This window comes from Streptomyces sp. RFCAC02 (assembly GCF_004193175.1).
Taxonomy (GTDB): Bacteria; Actinomycetota; Actinomycetes; order Streptomycetales; family Streptomycetaceae; genus Streptomyces.
Map to the genome: position 1 here is coordinate 5,522,979 of NZ_SAUH01000001.1, position 20,813 is coordinate 5,543,791.

Consider the following 20,813-nt stretch of genomic DNA (forward strand, 5'->3'; position numbering starts at 1 on the left):
ACTGTAGCTCTGCGCAGTGGTGTTGAGTCATAGCGTGGCCTCGGCACATTGCTCCGCCCGATAAGGACACCGATGCCCGAACAGCTCCGCACCGGGGCACCCACCGGCCGCCACAGCCGGCCCGCCGCCACGGCGACGGCCGGTGGGGAGCCGGGCAGCAGACGCCGGCTGCTGCGTCTGGCCGTACTCCCCACCGGCCTGGTCACCGCGCTCGCCGTGGTGACCGTCGCCTACCTGCTCGCCGCCGACGGGCCGGGCGGCCACTGGGCCGTCCTCCTCGCCGCGGCCGTCCTGGCCGCCCTGGTGCTCGCCGGTGCCGTGCTCCTCGCCGTCGGCGAGGCCCGCGACCACACCGCCCGTCTGACCGCCCTGCGCCGCCGCGCGGCCCGCTCCCGCGTCGAACTCCACGCGCTGCTGCGGAAGGTGGAGCGCGGCGAGCGGATCAAGCCGCCCGAGGGCGCGCCGCCCGCCGAGCCCGAGGAGGCCGGGCCGCACGACCGCCTCGACCACGAGATCGCCGCCGCCGGCTACGCCGCCGAGGCCGCCGTCGCCCAGGCGGCGTCGCTCGCCGGCGCGCTGTCCGCCGGGGACGAGCGGGTCGAGGTCTTCGTCAACCTGGCCCGCCGCATGCAGTCGTTCGTGCACCGTCAACTGGAGTATTTGGACGAGCTGGAGAGTGACGTCGAGGACCCCGAACTCCTCAAGGGCCTCTTCCACATCGACCACCTCGCCACCCGCATCCGCCGCCACGCCGAGAACCTCGCCGTTCTCGGCGGCGCCGTGTCGCGCCGCCAGTGGACCCGGCCGGTGGCCATGTCGGAGGTGCTGCGCTCCTGCATCGCCGAGGTGGAGCACTACGCCCGGGTGAAGCTCGTCCCGCCCTTCGAGGGCACGGTGCGCGGCCACGCCGTCGCCGACGTCGTCCACCTCCTCGCCGAACTCGTCGAGAACGCCACCGAGTTCTCCGCCCCGCAGACCCAGGTGCTGCTGCGGGCGCAGCGCGTCACCGCCGGCGTCGCCATCGAGGTCGAGGACCGGGGCCTCGGCATGACCGCGACCGAGCAGAACCGCATGAACGCCGTCCTCTCCGGCGCGGAACGCCTCGACGTCGCCCAACTGCTCGAGGACGGCAGGGTCGGCCTCTTCGTCGTCTCGACGCTCGCCAGGCGCCACAACATCGTCGTCCAGCTCCAGAGCAACATCTACGGCGGCGTGCAGGCCGTCCTCGTCCTGCCCCCGGAACTGTTGGGCGACGAACCGGACGGCCCCCGGGGCGCCGAACACGCCCTCCAGCCCGCCCTGCCGGCCGCCCCCGGGGACGCCGCGGCGCCGGAGGAGCCCCCGCCGTCGGACGTCCCGGCGCAGGACCGCCACGAGCGCGCGGGCCGCACCCCCGCGCACGCCCTGGTCCCCGAGGCGGAGGGCCGGCCGCCGCTGCCGCGCCGCCGCAGGTCCTCGCAGCTCGTGCCGCCGCACCGCGACGACGCCGCGCTCCCCGCCGGGGCCGGCACCGAGCAGCTCCCGCCCCTCGATCCGGGACTGACCACCGCCTTCCACCGCGGTCTGCGCCTCGCCGGGGACGGCGAGGAACGGTGAGCGTACGGGGCCTCACCCGCCGCCGTGCCGCCGCCCGGCCGGGGACCGCCCCGGACGGCTGACGTCCGGGAGCGGGGCGGCCGTCCGGCCCCGCTGTCCCGCGCCTTCCGCCGCCCCGCCGCGCCCTCCCGCCGCGCCGGGGCGGCAGGTGACGCTCCACCCCCTCGCGCCCATCCGCCCCTGCGAAGAATGACGACCGATGACCGCACTGCCCCCCGACCCCACCGGCCGCCTGCTCCTGACCCCCGACGACCCCGACGCCCCCGCACGGGCCGCGCGGCTCAGGGAACTGGGCATCGGCGCGGAGTCGCGCCCCGAGTTCGACACGGTGGCGCGTGACCTGGCCCGGCTCACGGGCACACCGCTGGCGATGGTCAACCTGGTCGGTGAGCGCCGCCAGTTCTTCGCCGGCCTGTACGCGGCGCCCGGCACGGGCAAGTGCCGCACGATGGCGCGCGACCACGGCTTCTGCCCGCACGTCGTGGCGCGGCGCAGGGCGCTGGCCCTCGACGACGTGACCCACTACCCGCGCTTCGCGGGCAACCCGCTCGTGGACGAGGCGGGCATCCGCGCCTACCTGGGGGCGCCGTTGCTCGACGGCGAGGGCATGGCGCTCGGCACCCTCTGCGTCATGGACCACCTGCCGCGGTCCTGGGGACGCGCCGGCGTGGGTGCCATCAAGGCCGCGGCCGACGAGGTGGCCGGCCGCCTCCTCGCCCGGCCCCGGGGCACGGGCGAGGTCCGCTGAGTCGGCCCGTCAGGCCGCGTCCACGGCGCCGAAGCGTTCCCGGTAGGTCTCCAGGTCGTCCTCGGTGATCTTGGTGAACAGCACCGGCGGCACCGTGAACGGCGTGCCCGCCGGCACCGACGACAGCGCCCGTGCCTCGTCGGCCGACACCCAGGTCGCCGTGTCGTCGAACGCGAAGACCGACCGCAGCGCGCGCGTGGTGAAGGGGATGAACGGCTCGGAGACGACCGCGTAGAGACGGATCAGGTTCATCGCGGTGCGGAGCGTCAGCGCGGCGGCGTCCTCGTCCGTCTTGATCTCCCGCCACGGCGCCTTCTCCTCCAGGTAGGAGTTGCCCGCGCTCCACAGCGCCCGCAGCGCGAACGCCGCCTTCCGGAACTGCAGGGCCTCCAGGTGCTCCTCGTACTCGGCGAGCAGGCGGGCGACCTCGTCGCCGAGCCGCCGCTCCGCGTCCCCCGCGTCGTGCCCGGCCGGCACGGTGTCGCCGAAGCGCTTGCGGGAGAACGACAGGACGCGGTTGACGAAGTTGCCGAGGGTGTCGGCGAGGTCCTTGTTGACAGTGGAGGAGAACAGCTCCCAGGAGAACGAGGCGTCGTCCGACTCCGGGGCGCCCGCCATCAGGAAGTAGCGCCAGTAGTCGGCCGGCAGCAGGTCGAGCGCGGCGTCGGCGAAGATGCCGCGCTGCTGGGAGGTGGAGAACTTGCCGCCGTAGTACGTCAGCCAGTTGAACGCCTTGACGTAGTCGACGCGCTTCCACGGCTCACGGGTGCCGATCTGCGTGGCGGGGAACATCACCGTGTGGAACGGGACGTTGTCCTTGGCCATGAACTCCGTGTAGCGCACGGAGTCGTCCGCCTCGTACCACCAGGACCGCCAGTCGCGCTCCTCGCCCGGCGCGGCGGCGTCCGCCCACTCCTTCGTCGCCCCGATGTAGCCGATCGGCGCGTCGAACCAGACGTAGAACACCTTGCCCTCGGCCGCGAGGTCGGGCCACACGTCGGCCGGCACCGGGACGCCCCACTCCAGGTCACGGGTGATGGCGCGGTCGTGCAGCCCCTCGGTGAGCCACTTGCGGGCGATGGAGGAGGCGAGGGTCGGCCACTGCTCGCCGTGCGCGTCCACGAAGGCGGCGACCTCGCCCTCCAGCGCGGACTGCAGCAGGAACAGGTGCTTCGTCTCCCGGACCTCCAGGTCCGTGCTGCCGCTGACGGCGGACCGCGCGTCCACGAGGTCCGTCGGGTCGAGGACGCGGGTGCAGTTCTCGCACTGGTCGCCGCGCGCGGCCTCGTAGCCGCAGAAGGGGCAGGTGCCGACGATGTACCGGTCGGGGAGGAAACGGCCGTCCGCCGGGGAGTACACCTGGCGGGTGGTCCGCTCCTCGATGAAGCCGTTCTCCTTCAGGCGGCGCGCGAAGTGCTGCGTGATCTCGACGTTCTGCGGGGACGAGGTGCGGCCGAAGTAGTCGAAGGCGAGGCCGAACCCGTCGTAGACCGCCTTCTGCGCGTCGTGCTGCCGCGCGCAGAACTCGGAGACCGGCAGCCCGGCGGCCTTCGCGGCCAGCTCGGCGGGCGTGCCGTGCTCGTCGGTGGCGCAGATGTAGAGGACGTCGTGGCCGCGCTGCCGCAGGTAGCGGGCGTACACGTCGGCGGGGAGCATCGAGCCGACCATGTTCCCCAGGTGCTTGATCCCGTTGATGTAGGGCAGCGCACTGGTGATGAGGTGTCGGGCCATCCTCGGATGCTCCAATTGATCGGGAAAACAGCGACGTGACCGGATCACGGAGAGTGATGGATCACTGTTGTGGACATCACGCATCCTACCGATCTGCGGGCGCCCGCCCTCCATCGGTCATGAAGCGGTGGGCAGGCACGCGGGCACCGCCCTCACACGGCTTCCGGCAGCCGCTCCGGCGGGCCGGGGCGTGCGTAGAACCAGCCCTGTGCCGAGTCGCACCCGAGTGCTCTGAGCTGGTCGGCCTGGGTCGACGTCTCGACGCCCTCGACCGTGACCGAGAGTTCCAGTGTGTGCGCCAGCGAGACGATGCTCTCGACGATCTTCAGGTCCACCGGGTCCGCCGGGGCGCGCTGCAGGCCGAGCGTGAAGGACCGGTCCAGCTTGAGCGTGCTGGCCGGCAGCCTGCGGAGGTTCGCCAGGTTCGAGTAGCCGGTGCCGAAGTCGTCCAGGGCGATGCCCACGCCCAGCTCGGCCAGCTCGCGCAAGGGCCGCAGCTCGTTCTCGTCGGCGCGGATCATGGCCGTCTCGGTCACCTCGAGGCACAGCGAGCTGGGCGGCAGCCCCGCCTCCTCCAGCACCGCCACGGTGTCCTCGACCAGCTCCGGGTGGTGGAGCTGGCGGGGGGAGAGGTTGACGTTGACCTTGAGGGGGTGCGCACCCCCTATCCCGCGCACCTGCCACTGGCACGCCTGCCGCACCGCCTCCTGCAGGACCCAGCGGCCCAGCGGGACGATCAGGCCGGTGTGCTCGGCCAGCGGGATGAAACGGTCGGGACCCAGCACGCCGTGCCGGGGGTGGCACCAGCGGACCAGGGCCTCGGCGCCCTCCAGGCTGCCGTCTTCCATCTTGACCAGCGGCTGGTACTCGATGAAGAACTCGGCGCCCTTCAGCGCCGCCGGCAGGTGGTGCGTGAGGTGGTGCCGGCTGATCGCGCGGGCGTCGGAGTCCGGGTCGGCGACGGCGTACCGGTTGCCGCCCTCCGCCTTCGCCCGGTACATGGTGATGTCGGCGCTGCGCAGCATCTCGGCCGAGCTGAGGTGGCGCGCCGGCCCCTCGACGACGCCGACGCTCGCCCGGACCATCAGCTCGCGGCCGCCCACCTCGACCGGCGACGAGAGGGCTTCGAGCGCGCGCTCCGCGAGATCGGTGACGGTGCGGCGGGCCGGCGGGTCGATCACCAGCGCGACGAACTCGTCCCCGCCGATCCGCGCCAGCATCTGCCCGGGACCCGAGGCACAGGTCTGGAGCCGTTCGGCCACGGCGATGAGCAGTTGGTCGCCGACCGCGTGGCCCAGGCTGTCGTTGACCGCCTTGAAGCCGTCGATGTCGAGGTAGCACAGCCCGACACGGGTGCCCTCGCCGGCGCGGGAGAGTGCCTGTTCCAGCCGCTCGAAGAACAGCGAGCGGTTCGGCAGGTCGGTGAGCGCGTCATGGGTGGCCTGGTAGCGCAGGCGCAGGTTGAGCAGGCGCCGTTCGGAGACGTCCTCCACCATGGCGAGCAGATAGCGCGGCTCGCCGCTCGCGTCCCGCAGCAGGGAGACGGTCAGGTTGGTCCACAGGACGGTGCCGTCCGTGCGGCCGAAGGACTTCTCGACCTGGAAGTGCTCGCGTTCGCCGCGCGTCAGTTCGCGCTGCATCCGCCGCAGATCGGGGGAGTCCTCCGGATGCGTCCACTCCAGGATGCTGCGGCTGCGCACATGGTGCTCCGAGCCGCCGAACATGCGGGCCAGGGCGTCGTTGACCTCCAGGACGCGGCCTGACATGTCGGCCAGCGCGATGCCGAGGGCCGCGTCGCGGAACACGGCGCGGAACCGCGTCTCGCTCTCGTGGAGGGCGCGCGCGACCTCCTGCTGCGCGGTGAGGGCGGCGCGGGACACGGCCTCCTGCTCGCCCCGCGTGCGTTCCTGCAGGGCGGCGGCGAATCCGGCGGCGATGGCGTGCTGGAGGCGCGTGCTGCGCGTCCTGGCCTCGTCGGCGGGCAGTTCCGCCGGGTCGGAGCAGTACAGCGGCAGGTAGGCGTCGACCACGCTCAGGATGTGCGGCAGGGTCTCGGGCGTCGTGCCGTGCGCCGCGACCAGGGCCTCGCCGACCGCGCGGCCGGGTGCCGTGTCGAAGGGACGCGCGCGCAGCGCCGCGGCGAGCCGCGCCGCCAGGGTCTCCATCAGCTCCTCGAACTCGGCGCGCGTCAGGGAGGTGGCGGTCGCCGTGTACACCGCGCGGGACCAGATGCGGGCGAACCGCCGGACCCCGTCCCGGGGTTCGCCGCCCTTGCCGTGCCCGTGCGGACCGCCGGGGTCCGGTGCCGGTGCCGTCACGCCTTGCGCCCCACTCCCGCGAACCCGGCGCAGACGATGAGATCGTCCTCGTCGGCCGGTCCGTCGGGCCGCCACGCGGGCGGCGGGACGAGGCCGGGTTCGACCAGCTCGAAACCGTCGAAGAACCGCGCTGTCGCGCGCCTGCCGCGCAGCACGAAGGACATGCCGCCGCGTCCGTACACCTCGCTGAGCCGGGCGCCCTCCTCGTGCGTCGCGTGGCCGGCCTCGGTCGTCGCGTGGCTGAGGACGAGGAGGCTGCCGGGGGCGAGGGCGTCGCGGAGCTCGGCCACCTTCTCCCCGGGGCGGTCGGTGTCGGGCAGGAAGTGCAGGAGGCCGACGAGCAGCAGGGCGGTGGGCCGGTCCGGGTGGATGAGGCGGCGGGCCTCCGGACTGGCGAGTATGGCGCCAGGGTCGCGGATGTCGGCGGCGATGACGGCGGTGCGGTCGTCGTCGGCGACGAGCTCCCGGCTGTGCGCGACGGCCACCGGGTCGTGGTCCACGTACAGGACGCGGGCGTCGGGACACGTCGCGCGGGCCGCCTCGTGCACCGTGCCGTGGGCGGTGATGCCGGAGCCTATGTCGAGGAACTGGGTGACGCCCTCGGCGAGCGCGTACCGGACGGCGCGGCGCATGAACGCGCGGTTGGCCTGGGCGAGCTTCGGCAGGGCGGGGAAGGCGGCCATCGCATGGCGGGCGGCGGCGCGGTCGGCCTCGAAGTTGTGCGAGCCGCCGAGGTAGAAGTCGTGCATGCGGGAGACGCTCGGCAGGGACAGGTCGATTCCCGGCGGCGACCCGGTGGGTCCTTCCATCGGCGCCTCCCAGATCCCCTGTGCGCGGGCGATTCGGCTCCAGTCGGTCGAGGGTAACGACCCGGCGGCTGGTGAGGGAAGGAAAGACCGGCTCAACGCCCCTCTGACGGGGGGTTAGTAGAGCATCTGTCCTGAAAATCCTGCTGGTTGGCGACTGGTGGATGCATGGGTTCCGTCATCGGTGAGGGGCGGGGGAGGAGGCCGGAGCACGGGTCAGATCGTCACGCCGTGGTCGCGCAGGTAGGCCAGGGGGTCGATGTCCGTGCCGAAGCCGGGGCCCGTGCGGATCTCGAAGTGGAGGTGCGGGCCGGTGGAGTTGCCGGTGGAGCCGGACCGTCCGATGCGCTGTCCGCCGCTGACGGGCTGCCCGGCGGAGACGGAGATGGCGGAGAGGTGCGCGTACTGGCTGTACCTGCCGTCCTCGTGCCGGATGACCACCTCGTAGCCGAACGAACCGGACCAGCCGGCCGAGACGACCTCGCCGGCGGCGATGGACTTCACCGAGGTGCCGGTGGAGACGGGGAAGTCGACGCCGGTGTGGTAGCCGCGCGACCAGGAACTGCCGGTGGCGTGGTACGCGGTGCCGGTGCCCGCGGACACGGGGGCGGTGTAGGCGGCGGCGCGCTCGCGTTCGGCGGCGGCCTGCTCCGCGGCCTCCTCGGCCTCGCGGGCCGCCGCTTCCTCCGCCTCGCGCTCGGCCTGTTCCGCGGCTTCGCGTTCGGCTGCCTCGGCGGCTTCGCGTTCAGCCTCTTCGGCCGCCTCGGCCGCCGCGCGTTCGGCCTCTTCGGCGGCTTCGCGTTCGGCCTCCTCGGCTGCCTCGGCCGCCGCCTGCCCTGCCCCCTCGTCGGCGGTCTCCTCGCCGGCGGCGGGCGCCTCCGGGGACGACTCGCCGCGCAGGACGAGCCGCTGGCCAGGGAAGATCAGATCGGGGTCGGAACCGACCGTCGACCTGTTGAGCTCGTAGAGGGTCTGCCAGCCGCCGCGCACCTCCTGGTCGAGGGCGATCGCGGAGAGCGTGTCGCCGCTCACCACCTCGTAGCGGCCGGCCGTCTGCCGGGGCTGGGTCGGGACGGAGGTCACCTCCGCGGCGGCCTGCCGCGGCGCCGCCACCTCCTCCTGCGGCACGGACTCCGGTGCGGGGCCGCCGCGGGTGAGTCCCGCCTCGTCCGAGCAGGCGGGCCAGGCACCCGGTCCCTGGCCTTCGAGCACCGCCTCGGCGACCGCTATCTGCTGCTCACGGGTCGCGAGGTCGGCGCGGGGCGCGTAGGCCGTGCCGCCGTACGCCTCCCAGGTGCTCTGCTGGAACTGGAGGCCGCCGTAGAAGCCGTTGCCCGTGTTGATGTCCCAGCGGCCGCTGCTCTCGCACTCGGCGACCTGCTCCCACGTGTCGTCCGACGCGGCCGAGGCGCCCGTCGCGCCGATGAGCGGCAGCGCGAGGCCGGCGCCCGACGCGGTGACGGTCAGCGACGCGCGGGAGACCGCGTTCGGTCGGTGACGGCGGTGGCGTCCACGAGTGGTCACGGGCGTTCCCCTCCCCGGCCGGCAGGCCCTTTCGCCCTCCGATTGGTGCGCCCGACACGGGAGTTGTCAGGGCGGACCCACCATAGGGGCGGGCAATGGGCACGGCAAGGCGCGTCCGGTGCAGCGGGGGGCGCGCCCCCGGAGCACACCGGTGCGGTGGAAGGGACAGGGAAATGGCCTGTGCGGGCGTGCCGGAAAGGCGCTGCCCCTTTCCCGCATGTCAGGGGCCTGTCCGGTGGGCGGAAAAGGGCCGGTGATCCATTCCGGGGATGCGAACAGGCCGTGGCGCGCTGTTTTCCGGCCATGTTCGGGAAAGGTCGCCGCGCCCTCTTGATCGCGCATTCCTGCCTGTTGCGGAAGGGGCGGACGAGGGGGGGGGAGGGGAGGGCGGGAACGAAGGGGACCGGATCCCGCCCTCCCGTATCAGCCGTCGCGGTGGGCGAGGTCGGCCGTCGGCGCCGGTTCCGTCCGTGGGGTGCCGCCCACCGCCGCCACGGCCGGCCGTTCCGCCGGTGCCGGGGTGGGCGGCGCGTCCGCCGGTGCCGCGCGGCGCGGCGGACGCAGGACGGCCAGGATGAGGGCCAGGAACGTGGCGGCCACGATGCCGTCCATCCAGTAGTGGTGCCCCGTGCTCACGACCGCGAGCACGGTGATCGCCGGGTGCAGGAGCCACAGCCAGCGCAGGCGGCTGCGGCAGGAGACGATGAGGGCGATCGCGATCACGAGCGCCCAGCCGACGTGCAGGGACGGCATCGCGGCGAACTGGTTGGCCATCGAGTCCGCCTCGGGCTTGCCGTAGACCGCGGGCCCGAAGATCCGGCCGGTGTCCAGGAGTCCGCTCGGCCGGAAGAGGCGGGGCGGCGCGAGCGGCACCAGCAGGTGGAGGACGAGGGCGGCGGCCGTCAGCCAGGTGAGCACCCAGCGGACCCACAGATAGTGGCCCGGGCGGCGCCAGTACATCCACACGAGGAAGACCAGCATGGCCGGGAAATGCACGGTCGCGTAGTACACATTGATGAAGCGGATCACCGGCTCGCTGTGCATCAGGAGATCCTGGACCCAGCCCTCGCTCGGGAGATGGAGGGCGCGTTCGAGGTCCCACACCAGGTGCGCGTTGTCGTACGCGTCGGCGAACTGGCCGTTGGCGACGCGCCTGCCGAATTTGTAGGCGAGATAGAGCGCTGTCACCAGCAGGAGTTCACGGACCAGCGGCGGTCTCGGCGAGAGCGCGGGCCGCTTCCGGGCGGTGAGGACTCGCTTCAGCACACCAGTACGTTGCATAAGCTCTATTCCCGAATGGCAGGAGTACCGGGCCGGGGCGCGGAAACGCGGACGTCTCCGCCGGGCCGCAGTGCGGTCTTCAGTTCCCCCGCGCCGAGTTTACGAGGCCGTCCTCCCGGTCGGGCGATGGTCTCACGCCTACCCCCTTTTCCGGAGGGCACGTCACCCAGGATCGGCCCCGTGGGGGGCGGCGTGCGCGGGGGGCCGCGCTCCCGCGGTCACCACCGCACGCCCCCACAGGGGGATTGCGGAGAGTATCCAAAAGCGTGCATGCTGTTGCTGTGCGTGAAGGGCTGTGGTGGGGGACACGGCTCGCGCGCACCGGTCACGCGAACGGGGGCGCGACGCGAAGTCTGTCACAAGGAGGTGTGCACGCGTATGAGCCGACAGCCGCCGGCCCCGCTGCTGGGGCACCTGGCCTACCCGGTGCTGCTCGCCGCGCTCGTCACCGTGGCGGTCCTCACGGTGCGCCGGGAGTGGGACCAGGGCACCGTGTCGGCCCTCTTCATGATCGGCACCCTGACGTGCCTCGTGGCGCTGGAGAGGGCCATCCCGCACGACCGCTCGTGGCACCCCGACCGGCGGGAATGGCGCTGGTACGGCGTCTATTTCGGCCTTTCCGTGATCGGCACCGCCGTCGGGCAGGGCGTGGTCGCGACGCTGGCGGGGACGCTCGCCGGGCCCGGCTCCCTGCTGCCCCTGGGGGGCGAGATACCCGTCGCCCTCCTGGCCACCTCGCTGGTCGGCTACGGGGTGCACCGTCTCGGCCACACCAACCCGTGGCTGTGGCGCGTCCACGGCCTGCACCACGTGCCGGAGAAGGTCAATGTGGGCAACACCGGGGTCAACCACATACTCGACGTGGCGCTCTCCCAGGCCGCGAGCCAGTTCGCGCTGGCGGTGACCGGCTTCTCCGGGAACTGCGTCTTCGTCGTGGGCCTGGTCGTCATCGTCCAGGGGTACTTCAGCCACACCAACGCGGAGGTCCGCCTCGGCTGGCTGAACCACGTGGTGGTCGGTCCCGAGCAGCACCGGCTGCACCACAGCACCGACCTCGCCGAAGCCGGGCACTACGCCACCGACCTGTCCCTGTGGGACCACGTCTTCGGCAGCTTCACATGGCGGCCCGGGCGCCGGCCGGCGGCGGTGGGAGTGGTGGACCCCTCCTCCTTCCCCGGGACCGGCGAGGTGATCGCGAGCCTGGCGCACCCTTGGCGGCGCTCCGCCGTCCCGGCCCGGCCGGCCCCCGCTGACGGGGAGCCGGGCACTGGCGGTCAGGCGGGCGGGAGGGGCAGCGGCACCTCCGAAGTGGTGCCGTCCGGCCAGCGCACCAGGGCGTGACCGGCTCCCGCGGTCACCTCGGGGCCGGCCGTGGCGGTGTCCGTGCCGGTGCCGGCGTCGGGTCCGGTGCCGCCGTCGAGTCGGACGGCCGCGGCGAGGACGCCACCGTCCGGCGCGGGGGCGTCGGTCGCCAGCCAGGGGATCGCGGTCCACTCGCCGAGCGGGCCGGTGTCCCGCTCCACGGCCACGTCCGACACCGTGAAGCCGAGCAGGCCGCGCACGGAGGAGCGGAGCGTCGGGGTGGCCGCCTCGGCGCCCGGGCCGTGTCCGGTCTCCGGCGTCCGGCCGGCGGCGGGCGGGGCGTCGGCGGCCACGGGCCAGCCGCCGAGCCGGACCGAGGCGCCGGCCGCGGTGCCGGGCGGCACGGCCAGCCGTACGAGCCGTACCTCCGTCCCGCCGCGCACGGCCGACGCGACCGTCACCAGCGGCCCCGGCACGATCCGCCCGGTGCGTCCGGAGCCGTGGTCGGGCGACATGTCGTCCGAGGCGTCCACCCAGGACACCCGGCCGCCGGACGCGGCGGCGGGCGTACCGCAGGGCAGCACGGTGGCGTAGAGGGCGGCGAAGCCCGTGCGGTGCGTTGCGCGGCCCCGGTCGTCCAGGACGGCCACGGCGTTGTCCAGGGGGGCGCCGAGGGTGGGGCCGGTCAGCGGCGGGAGCGTCGCGGTGGAGTACCCGAGGCGCGCGTACAGGGGGGAGTCGGTCGTCACGGCCCCGGGCGCGGCGTGGTCGGTGCCGTGGTTGAGGACGCGCACCACGCCGTCGGCCCGCCGGCCCGTCACCAGCCAGCCCGGCGCCGCCACGACGCGCGCGGTGTCGCCGCGTTCGACGGGGAGGGGCTCCTCCGCGGCGGTCCAGACCGGGTGGTCCGCCGGAAGCGCGAGGCCGAGCAGCCCCTTCGACGCCCAGTACGGCGAGCCGGGGCCCGAGTACGCCTGCCGCATGGGCGGCCAGGCGCGGTACCAGCCGAGGGTGAGCCGTCCGTCCGGCTCCGGCACACCCCGGTCGGCGAAGTGCCGCACGATGCCCACGGCGGCCCGGCGGGTCAGACCGGGCGGCAGGGCGTCCGGGGCGGCGATCGCGCCCGCCCACAGCGGCGCGGCCGCGGCGAAGCGGTAGACGAGGCTGCGCCCCTGGAGCAGGGGCGAGCCGTCCGCGCCGATGAGGTGCACCGCGTCCCGCAGGTAGTCGCCGAGGTCGGCGTCCCAGCGGGCGCGCAGGGCAGGGGGGCACAGAACGCCGGTCACGTCGAAGAGCCGTGTCCACAGAGCGGGATAGAGGTGCAGTGCCCACCCGGTGTAGTGGTCGTAGGCGCGTTCCTCCGCGTGGTCGCTGAGCCAGCCGCCCGGCCGGCGCAACGCCGCGTGGACGGCGAGGTCTTCTTCGATGTCGGCGGCCGACCAGGGGCCGCCCGCCTCGCGCAGGAAGGACTCCACCACGATCCGGAACCACACCCAGTTGATGGGCGGGTAGGGCTGTCCGACGACGGTGGCGAGCCAGGCGACGGTCCGCTCGCGCACCCCGTCGTCCAGGCGGTCCCACAGCCAGGGGCGGGTCAGCTGGAGGATCAGCGCGATGGACGCGGCCTCGACCTTGGCCTGGCCCAGCTCGTCGGGGCGCGGCCAGTACTCGGGACCGGCCGGGTCGGTGCCGGCCGCCAGGCCCTCCGCGTACCGGTCGAGCAGGCCGTCCGGGTCGGCGCCGCCCTCCCCGGCGACGCGGAAGCCGGCGAGGAGGAAGGTGCGCGCGAACCCTTCGAGACCGTCCGACGCCCTGCCGTGTCGGCTGGCCGGTCCCGGCAGGTCCACCCGGGCGCCGAGCGGCGAGCGGTACCGGCCGGCCGCGGCCAGCAGCCGGTCCGCGTACGCGGCGACATGGGCGCGCGTCCAGCCCGTGTACGGCGACAGCGCGCGGTCCTCCGGCGGCGGGGCCGTCATGCCTGCACCGCCAGTCCGTCGCGCGTGACGGGGTCGATGGGCGGTTCGCCGCGGGCGTAGCGCTCCAGCTCGTCGAGGGCTGCGGCCGTCATGCGGCGTGTCTCGGAGCCGAGGGAGCCGGCGATGTGCGGCGTCACCATGACGTTCGGCAGGTCGTACAGCGGGGAGTCGGCGGGCAGCGGCTCGGGCTCCGTGACATCCAGCATTGCGTACAGGCGGCCGCCGGCGCACGCCTCGGTGAGGGCGGCGGTGTCCACCAGGGCGCCGCGGGCGGTGTTGATGATGACGGCGCCGTCCGGGAGCGCCGCGAGTTCGGGGGCGGCGATCATGTGCCGGGTGGCCGGCAGGGAGGGGGCGTGCAGGCTGAGCACGTCGGCCCGGGGAAGTGCCTCGGCGAGCGTGGCCGGCTCGGCCCCCGCCGCCCGGACCGCCGCCGGGTCGGCGACCGGGTCGACGACGAGGACCCGGGCGAGCCGCAGCCCGACGAGGAGTTCGCACACGCGGCGGCCGACGCGGGAGAAGCCGACGAGGACGACCGTGCGGTCGCTGCCGGACAGCTCGCCGTGCCGGTCGCGGTAGGACCAGTCGGTGCGCGCGCCGCGGGCCTCGGCGGCGAGGAACGGCACCTTCTTGAACGCCCACAGCACCGCGCCGAGGGTGAACCTGGCGACGGGCTCGGCGTTCGCGGCGGCGGCGGTCGTCACCAGCAGGGAGCGGTCGAAGGCGGCCGCCCCCACGTGGCCGCGCACCGTGCCCGCGGCGTGGAGCACCGCGCGCAGGCGCGGTGCCGCGTCCAGGACCTCCGCGTCGAGGGGCGGGCAGCCCCATGAGGTGAGGAGGACCTCGGCGCGGGCGAGGCGGCGGCGGACGGCGGGGGAGTCCAGCTCGTCGGTGACGACTGGGTCGCCGAGGGACGCGAGTGCCCCCAGCCGCGCCAGCTCGGCGTCGCCGAACTGGACGCCGAACCACGCGCGGTCCATCACGACGAGCGTCTCGGGCCGGCGCGCGTCCGCCGCGCCCGCGGCCGTCACTTGACGCTCCCCGCGGCCAGGCCGGAACGCCACTGCCGCTGGAGCACGATGAACGCGACGACGAGCGGCACGACGGCCAGCAGCGAGCCCGTGATCACGAGCGGGTTGTACTGGGGGAACTGGGACACGCGGGAACTCCACTGGTACAGACCGAGCGTCATCGGGAAGAGACGCGGGTCGGTGAGCATGACGAGCGGCAGGAAGAAGTTGTTCCAGATGCCCACGAACTGGAACAGGAGGATCGTCACCACGCCGGGCCGCATCATGGGCAGCACGATGGTGAAGAAGATCCGCAGCTCGCCCGCCCCGTCGAGGCGGGCCGCCTCCAGGACCTCGTCGGGGATGGCGGCCTCCGCGTAGGCGCGGGCCAGGTAGACGCCGAACGGGTTGGTGAGCAGCGGGATGAAGACGGCCCAGAACGTGTCGACGATCCGGAGTTCGGACGCGAGCAGGTAGAGGGGCAGGGCGAGCGCGGTCGTGGGCACGAGCACGCCGGTGAGGGTGACGGCGAACAGCAGGCGCCGGCCCGGGAAGCGCAGCTTGGCGATGGCGTAGCCGCAGGCCGAGCAGATCAGCGCGCCCAGGACCGAGCCGAGACCGGCGTACAGGAGGGAGTTGCGCACCCAGTCGAGGAAGACGCCGTCCTCCTCGGCGAAGAGGTCGCCCAGGTTGGTCCACAGGTTCCAGTCGCCGAGGGCGAAGGCGCTGGTGGTCGAGAAGTCGCCGACGTTCTTGGTGGCCGAGGTCACGAGCCACACCAGCGGGAGGAGGCTGTAGAGGGCGGCGACGGCGAGCAGGGTGTGCACGGCGCCGCGCGACATCCAGCGGGAGGCGGGGCGCCGTCCGTCGCGGGCGGTCCTGACAGTGGTCGGGGCGGTCATCGGGACCTCCGGGAGGACAGGCGCATGACGACGGCCGACAGGACGGCGGACGCGGCGGCCAGCAGCAGTGAGGCGGCGGCGGCCCGGCCGTAGTCGTTGCTGATGAAGGCGGCCTCGTAGACGTAGAGGCTCGGCGTCCACGTGCTGGTGACGGAGGGGCTGAACGCCCGCAGCACGAGGGGTTCGGTGAACAGCTGGAGCGACCCGATGACCGTGAAGACGAGGGCGACGAAGACGGTCGGCCGGATCAGGGGGACCTTGACGGTGAGGGCCGTGCGCAGGGGGCCGGCCCCGTCGACCCGCGCGGCCTCAAGCACCTCGCGCGGCACGGTGCGCAGCGCCGTGTGGAAGATGATCATGTTGTAGCCGGTCCACTGCCAGGTCGCCATCGTGACGATGGACGGCAGGACACCGTTGCTGCCCAGCGGGTCCCAGGGCAGGACGTCGTTCAGGGGGCCGACGCCCGGGCTGAACAGGTACGCCCAGATGAGGCCCGCGATGACACCGGGCACGGCGTGCGGGATGAAGACGGCGAGCGTCCACACCTGGCGGAGCCGCACCATCGCGCCGTCCAGCAGCAGGGCGAGGGCCAGCGCGAGCCCGAGCATCAGCGGGACGTGGACGACGGCGTACAGGGCGACATGCCCGACGCTGTCGAGGAACGCCCCGTCCGACAGGACCTCCCCGTAGTTGGCGAACCATACGAAGACGTCGTGCGGGCCGTCGAAGCCGAGCCCGGAGAGGCGTTCGGTGAACAGACTGAGGTACAGGGCGTAGCCGATGGGCACCAGCACGGTGCACAGCAGCAGGACGGCGAACGGGGCGGCCAGCGCGAGGCCGGCGAGCCGCGTGCGGTGTCCGGGGGAGCGCCGCGGCGGGGTGCTCCGGTCGTCCGGCGCGGCGTTTCCCTCGGTGGGCGCGGGCGCGGGGGCGGTGGCGGTCATGCCGGGCTCCCCTCGCGGACGGAGAGCCCGCGGTCGCGCATGTCGGAGAGGGCCTCCGCCTGCACGCCGCGCATGGCCCGCGGGATGGTGGTGCCGCCGGTGCTGACGCCGCCCAGGGCGTCGGCGATCGACGAGAACAGACCGAGGGCGTTCGGTCCCCAGGTCCATTCCGGCACCCGGGCGTCGGCCTCGTCGAGGACGTCGTACACGGCGTCGCCGATGAAGTAGTCGTTCTGCACGACCTGCCGCGCGACGTCGCGGTTCGGCAGGTAGGCGGGGAAGGGGGAGGTGAACTCGGCGCCGATGCGCGGGACCTCGGGGTCGGTGCTCAGCCAGCGCAGGAACGTCAGGGCGGCGTCGGCGACCTCGCTCTCCCTCGATATGCCGAACGCGGTGCCGCCCTGCATGCCGTTGGCAGGGGCGTCGGCGCGCCAGACCGGCATCGTGGCGACGGCCCAGCGCCCGGTGTCGTCGGGGATGGACTTCTTGAGCGTGCCGACGCTCCAGGCCGCGCCGAGGAGCCCCCACAGCCGGCCCTCGTGCATGCCGGCGATCCAGTCCTGCGTGCCGGTGCCGCCGGCGGCGACGAGGTCGTAGGCGATGAGGTCCTGCCAGTAGTCGCCGGTGCGCAGCGTCCCGTCGCCGGCCACGTCGACGATCCAGGTGTCGCCCTCGATCCGCCACCACGGGTCGCCCGCGCCCCAGGACATGCCGGCGAAGAACGAGCCGTCGTTGAGCGGGAAGGTGGTGATCCGCGCGCCCGGGTCGGCGGCGCGCACCGCCTCGGCCGCGGCGGCGAAGTCGTCCCAGGTGCGCGGGACGTCGATGCCGTGCGCGTCGAACAGGTCCTTGCGGTAGTAGAACGCCATGGGGGCCATGTCCATGGGGACGGCCCACGTCCTGCCGTCCGGGCGGACCGCGCGCCAGGCGGCCTCGGAGTAGCCGTCCGCCAGGTCGGCCATCTCGTCGGTGATCTCGCGCAGGCCGCCGGTGGCCATGACCTGGATGAGTCCCTGGTACTCGACATGGAGGATGTCGGGCGCGTTGTGGGCGCGGATGGCGTTGGTCTGCTGCGCGTACCCCCCGGACAGGCCGGCGGCGATGACGCTCAGCTCGACTCGCACGTCGTCCTGGGCCGCGTTGAACGCCGCCACGTACCGGTCCATGCCGGTCATCCACGACCAGATGGTGACGCGGGTCGCGCCTGAAGCGGTCGTCGATGATGAGCAGCCGGTCAGCGCGGTGCCGCCGGCGGCGAGTGCCGCCGCGCCGGCCGTGGCGCGCAGGAAGGCGCGGCGGGGGTGGCCGAGGGCCGGTGCCCCCGTGGAAAACGTCATTGTTCACTTCCCCTCTGAGCCCCGTTGGGGTGCGCCCCGGTGAGCCCGGGGATGCCGGCCCACTTCAACGGTGTGCGATAGTTCGAGTCAATCAGTTCGACACAATCGTTCAGAATCGATCAGGAGCGAAAGTGGCAGGGAACACCCTCAGCGCGCGGCTCGCCCTCACCGAGCCGCCCGCCGACGGTCACGACCCGCTCGCCGACGCCCTGCGGGACGCGCCGGAACGGCTGCCCGTGCCACCGGTGACCGACCGCGCCACCTGGGACGCCGTCGCCCCCGCGACCCGCGAGGGCCTCCTCGCGCTCGCCGCCTCCGCGCTGCGCCGCCCGCCACCGGTCCTCCGAGCGTCGGACTGGTCCCGCGCCCTCCGCGACGGCGTCCGCACGGCACACGAGGACCCCGCCAGGGAACTGCGCACCCGCACCGCGCTGTTCGTCCTCGCCGCCGTCCTCACCGGGGAACAGGCTGACGCGACCGCGCCACCCGGCGCGACCCCCCACCTCGACGCCGCCGCCGACGGCATCGTCGCCCTGTGCGAGACCACCACCTGGTGCTGGGCGCCGCACGACACCCGCACCGCCGCCCGCGGCGAGGTCCTCGCCGACCCGGACGACCCGTTCCTCGACCTGGGCGCCGCCGAGGTCACCGCGCTGCTCGCCTGGGCGGACCACGTGCTCGGCCCGCACCTCGACCGGCGCGTTCCCGGGCTCCGCCGCCGCATCCGGCGCGAGGTCGCGGCCCGCGCCGTCGAACCGTTCGTCCGCGTCCGCGACTGGCACTGGATCGGCATCGGCAAGCCCGCCGACAACTGGAACCCCTGGATCCACAGCGCCGTGCTCGCCGCCGCGCTGCTCCTCACCGACGACCCCGCGGACCGCGCCCGCGTCGTGCGCCTCGCCCTCGCGGGGCTCGACCGGTTCATCGCCGCGCTGCCCGACGACGGCGGTGTCGACGAGGGAGTCGCCTATTGGTGGCACGGTGCCTGCCGGCTGCTGGAGAGCCTCGACCTCGTGGCCGCCGCGGGCGGTCCGCGCCTGGACGCGCGCGACCTGCCGGTCCTGCGTCAACTCGCGCGCTTCCCCCACCGGATGCACCTCGGCGGCCCCTGGTACGTCAACCCGGGCGACGCGCGCGCCCGTCTTGCGGGACCCCAGCCCTGGCACGTGCTCCACCGCTGGGGAGCCGCCATCGGCGACCCGGCCGTCCGCGCCCACGCCCTCGCCCGCGCCGCCGCCGACCCGCTCGCCGCCCGGCCCGAGGCCGGCCTCGGCAGCGCCCTCGCCGCCCTCGCCGACCCGCTGTGGAACGCCGCCCACACGGCCGCCCGCGCCGACCGCGCAGAAGCCGGCGACAGCCCGTGGCTCGCCCCCGCGCAGTGGCTGCCGCGCGTCCAGGTGCTGGTCGCCCGCGAACGGCCGCGCTCGGCCCGCGGCCTCACCGTCGCCGCCAAGGCCGGGCACAACGGCGAGCGCCACAACCACCTGGACGTCGGCTCGTACTGGGTCGCCGTCGACGGCCGCCCCCTGATCGTGGACATAGGCCAGCCCACGTACACCGCCGACAGCTTCGGACCCGGCCGTTACACCGCCTGGCCGCTGCGCAGCGCCTGGCACAACGTCCCCGAACCCGGGGCCGAGCAGGCCCCCGGCGCCGACCGCGCCGCGCGCGGCGCCGAGGCCCGGCTGACCGACGGGGCGGCGGAGCTGGCCGCCGATCTCACCGCCGCCTACCCGCCCGGCACCCTCGACGGCTGGCACCGCACCGTCCGCCTCGTACGGCCGGCCCGGACCGCGCACGGAACCGCCCCCGCGCAGGTGGTCGTCGGCGACCGCTGGACCGGCGCGGGCCGCACCGTCCGCCTGCGCCACATCCTCGCCGGCGAAGTCGGACTCGCCGCCGCCCACGCCACGGTCCGCCCGCCGGACGGCCGCGCCCTGCGCATCACGTGGGACCCGGCGGCCGCGACGGCCGCGCTCGACCACCGGGAACTGGACGACCCGCTGCTGCGGGCGTCCTGGGGCGAGCGGCTCACCCGGCTCACCCTCACCGCGCGGCCCGCCGTCACCGCGCTCGACGTCCGGATGGAGGTCCTGCCATGACCCTGGCCGCCGAGCGGCACGCCGTGATCCTCGCCGCCGTGCGGAGCGAGGGAACGGTGCGCCTCGCCGATCTCGTCCACCGTCTGGGCGTGTCGGCGGTCACGGTCCGGCGCGACGTGACCGAACTCGCCGACCGCGGCCTGCTGCTGCGCGTCCACGGCGGGGTCACCCTGCCGCACCGCCTCGGACGGCAGGAGCAGCAGGCCGACGGCGGCACCGTCTTCGGACCGCCGGCCGCCGGGACGCTGGTCGGCATGGTCGTGCCCTCCGTCGAGTACTACTGGCCGCACGTCGTCCAGGGAGCCCAGACCGCCGTGCAGGCGGCGGGCGGGCGGCTCGTCATGCGCGTCTCCTCCTACGATCCGGCCGAGGACCGGCGCCAGATCGCCGCGCTGCTCGACCGCGGGGTGCGCACCCTGCTCGCCGCCCCCGTCGTCACCGGCCCCGCCGGCCTCGAACTCCTCCGCTGGCTCGGTGGTCTGCCGGTACCCGTCACCCTCGTCGAGCGCCTGCCGCCGCCGGCACTGCCGACCCTCGCGCTGGACGCCGCCACCACGGCCCACGCGCTGGGCGCCGGGCTCGCCGTACGCCACCTCGTGACGCTCGGCCACCGCTCCGTCGCCCTCGTCACCTCCCGCACCAGCCCCACCAGCCGTGCCCTTCGGCGCGGTTGGGAGGAGACGACCCGTGAACTCGGCCTGCCGGCCGACCCAGGACTCGACATCGACGTGCCGGCGTACGGCACACCCGGCTGGGCCGCCACCTACGACGCCGTGCTGCGCCGCTGCCGGGAGGACGGCGTGCGCGCTCTGCTGGTCCACTCCGACCGCGAGGCCATCGGGATGGTCGAGCGCGCCCGCGACCTCGGGATCGCCGTCCCCGGCGAACTGGCCTTCGTCTCCTACGACGACGAGGTCGCCGCCACGTCCGACCCGCCGCTGACGGCCGTGCGGCCCCAGAAGCACCGGCTCGGCCGCCTCGCCGCCGAACTCGCCCTCGCCCGGGCCGCGGAGGCCGGCCCGCGGCCCGTCCACCGGGTGGAACTGTGGCCGACCCTGGAGATCAGGGAATCATGCGGCGGGCACCCCGGTGCCTGACCGGTCGCACCCGCCCCTCATGCCACTTCCGCACCTTCAGCCCCGGGGGAGGCAACGTGGACCGGCCGTGCCGCGTCCTTCCCGCCGGTACGCCGGTTCGCCGCGCGTCAACCGCAGGTCGCCGCACGGTCGTTCGCCC

Annotated in this window: 15 protein-coding genes; 5 read left to right on the forward strand and 10 right to left on the reverse strand. The window is 74.3% G+C overall.

Features of this window, described 5'->3' with window-relative positions; translation table 11 throughout:
- The first annotated feature begins 72 nt into the window (after positions 1-72).
- Together EMA09_RS25525 and EMA09_RS25530 are read left to right on the forward strand one after the other, a co-directional pair.
- Positions 73-1,596 (forward strand): ATP-binding protein, encoded by a 1,524-nt coding sequence (locus tag EMA09_RS25525; protein ID WP_129843311.1) that lies wholly within the window; start codon positions 73-75, stop codon positions 1,594-1,596.
- A gap of 199 nt (positions 1,597-1,795) precedes the next feature.
- On the forward strand, positions 1,796-2,344 hold the full coding sequence (locus EMA09_RS25530) for a GAF domain-containing protein (protein WP_129843312.1): 549 nt from the start codon (positions 1,796-1,798) through the stop codon (positions 2,342-2,344).
- Positions 2,345-2,353: 9 nt separating this feature from the next.
- Here the strand turns inward: EMA09_RS25530 and metG are convergent, their stop codons facing one another.
- From metG to EMA09_RS25555, 5 genes are all read right to left on the reverse strand, one after another.
- Positions 2,354-4,075, reverse strand: coding sequence for a methionine--tRNA ligase (metG, locus tag EMA09_RS25535; protein WP_129843313.1), 1,722 nt, complete (start codon positions 4,073-4,075; stop codon positions 2,354-2,356).
- 152 nt (positions 4,076-4,227) lie between these two features.
- Positions 4,228-6,393 (reverse strand): EAL domain-containing protein, encoded by a 2,166-nt coding sequence (locus EMA09_RS25540; protein WP_206306003.1) that lies wholly within the window; start codon positions 6,391-6,393, stop codon positions 4,228-4,230.
- Positions 6,390-7,202: an SAM-dependent methyltransferase gene (locus EMA09_RS25545; protein ID WP_129843314.1), complete on the reverse strand. Its 813-nt coding sequence runs from the start codon at positions 7,200-7,202 to the stop codon at positions 6,390-6,392. The genes EMA09_RS25540 and EMA09_RS25545 overlap by 4 nt, the downstream gene beginning before the upstream one ends.
- A gap of 213 nt (positions 7,203-7,415) precedes the next feature.
- Positions 7,416-8,723: a transglycosylase family protein gene (locus EMA09_RS25550; protein ID WP_129843315.1), complete on the reverse strand. Its 1,308-nt coding sequence runs from the start codon at positions 8,721-8,723 to the stop codon at positions 7,416-7,418.
- A gap of 423 nt (positions 8,724-9,146) precedes the next feature.
- On the reverse strand, positions 9,147-9,989 hold the full coding sequence (locus EMA09_RS25555) for a phosphatase PAP2 family protein (RefSeq protein WP_240796564.1): 843 nt from the start codon (positions 9,987-9,989) through the stop codon (positions 9,147-9,149).
- A gap of 393 nt (positions 9,990-10,382) precedes the next feature.
- On the opposite strand from EMA09_RS25555, the gene EMA09_RS25560 reads away from it, so the two are divergent.
- Positions 10,383-11,345, forward strand: coding sequence for a sterol desaturase family protein (locus tag EMA09_RS25560; protein WP_129843317.1), 963 nt, complete (start codon positions 10,383-10,385; stop codon positions 11,343-11,345).
- Here EMA09_RS25560 and EMA09_RS25565 read toward each other — a convergent pair.
- From EMA09_RS25565 to EMA09_RS25585, 5 genes are read right to left on the reverse strand one after another with little or no spacing between them, the layout of a single operon-like run.
- Positions 11,279-13,282: a DUF2264 domain-containing protein gene (locus EMA09_RS25565; protein WP_129843318.1), complete on the reverse strand. Its 2,004-nt coding sequence runs from the start codon at positions 13,280-13,282 to the stop codon at positions 11,279-11,281. The two genes, EMA09_RS25560 and EMA09_RS25565, sit on opposite strands and share 67 nt — an antisense overlap.
- Positions 13,279-14,313: a hydroxyacid dehydrogenase gene (locus EMA09_RS25570; protein ID WP_240796565.1), complete on the reverse strand. Its 1,035-nt coding sequence runs from the start codon at positions 14,311-14,313 to the stop codon at positions 13,279-13,281. The genes EMA09_RS25565 and EMA09_RS25570 overlap by 4 nt, the downstream gene beginning before the upstream one ends.
- Positions 14,310-15,194 (reverse strand): carbohydrate ABC transporter permease, encoded by an 885-nt coding sequence (locus EMA09_RS25575; protein WP_168220805.1) that lies wholly within the window; start codon positions 15,192-15,194, stop codon positions 14,310-14,312. The genes EMA09_RS25570 and EMA09_RS25575 overlap by 4 nt, the downstream gene beginning before the upstream one ends.
- On the reverse strand, positions 15,191-16,138 hold the full coding sequence (locus EMA09_RS25580) for a sugar ABC transporter permease (RefSeq protein WP_129843319.1): 948 nt from the start codon (positions 16,136-16,138) through the stop codon (positions 15,191-15,193). The genes EMA09_RS25575 and EMA09_RS25580 overlap by 4 nt, the downstream gene beginning before the upstream one ends.
- Positions 16,135-17,475 carry an extracellular solute-binding protein gene (locus tag EMA09_RS25585; RefSeq protein WP_129843320.1) on the reverse strand — a complete coding sequence of 447 codons (1,341 nt, stop codon included), beginning with the start codon at positions 17,473-17,475 and terminating at the stop codon, positions 16,135-16,137. Before EMA09_RS25585 ends, EMA09_RS25580 begins: the two co-directional genes overlap by 4 nt.
- Before the next feature lie 131 nt (positions 17,476-17,606).
- Here EMA09_RS25585 and EMA09_RS25590 point away from each other — a divergent pair, with 131 nt between their 5' ends.
- Positions 17,607-19,577 (forward strand): heparinase II/III family protein, encoded by a 1,971-nt coding sequence (locus EMA09_RS25590; RefSeq protein WP_240796566.1) that lies wholly within the window; start codon positions 17,607-17,609, stop codon positions 19,575-19,577.
- A complete protein-coding gene (locus tag EMA09_RS25595) occupies positions 19,574-20,674 on the forward strand; it encodes a substrate-binding domain-containing protein (RefSeq protein WP_129843322.1) in 1,101 nt (366 codons plus the stop codon). The genes EMA09_RS25590 and EMA09_RS25595 overlap by 4 nt, the downstream gene beginning before the upstream one ends.
- The last annotated feature ends 139 nt before the right edge of the window (positions 20,675-20,813 follow it).

What these genes read in the sequence shown, in the direction of transcription:
- EMA09_RS25530 (WP_129843312.1), top strand. Translation starts at nt 1,796, where the DNA reads ATGACCGCACTGCCCCCCGACCCCACCGGCCGCCTGCTCCTGACCCCC.
- EMA09_RS25585 (WP_129843320.1), bottom strand. Translation starts at nt 17,475, where the DNA reads ATGACGTTTTCCACGGGGGCACCGGCCCTCGGCCACCCCCGCCGCGCC.
- EMA09_RS25525 (WP_129843311.1), top strand. Translation starts at nt 73, where the DNA reads ATGCCCGAACAGCTCCGCACCGGGGCACCCACCGGCCGCCACAGCCGG.
- metG (WP_129843313.1), bottom strand. Translation starts at nt 4,075, where the DNA reads ATGGCCCGACACCTCATCACCAGTGCGCTGCCCTACATCAACGGGATC.
- EMA09_RS25565 (WP_129843318.1), bottom strand. Translation starts at nt 13,282, where the DNA reads ATGACGGCCCCGCCGCCGGAGGACCGCGCGCTGTCGCCGTACACGGGC.
- EMA09_RS25560 (WP_129843317.1), top strand. Translation starts at nt 10,383, where the DNA reads ATGAGCCGACAGCCGCCGGCCCCGCTGCTGGGGCACCTGGCCTACCCG.
- EMA09_RS25575 (WP_168220805.1), bottom strand. Translation starts at nt 15,194, where the DNA reads ATGACCGCCCCGACCACTGTCAGGACCGCCCGCGACGGACGGCGCCCC.
- EMA09_RS25545 (WP_129843314.1), bottom strand. Translation starts at nt 7,202, where the DNA reads ATGGAAGGACCCACCGGGTCGCCGCCGGGAATCGACCTGTCCCTGCCG.
- EMA09_RS25580 (WP_129843319.1), bottom strand. Translation starts at nt 16,138, where the DNA reads ATGACCGCCACCGCCCCCGCGCCCGCGCCCACCGAGGGAAACGCCGCG.
- EMA09_RS25595 (WP_129843322.1), top strand. Translation starts at nt 19,574, where the DNA reads ATGACCCTGGCCGCCGAGCGGCACGCCGTGATCCTCGCCGCCGTGCGG.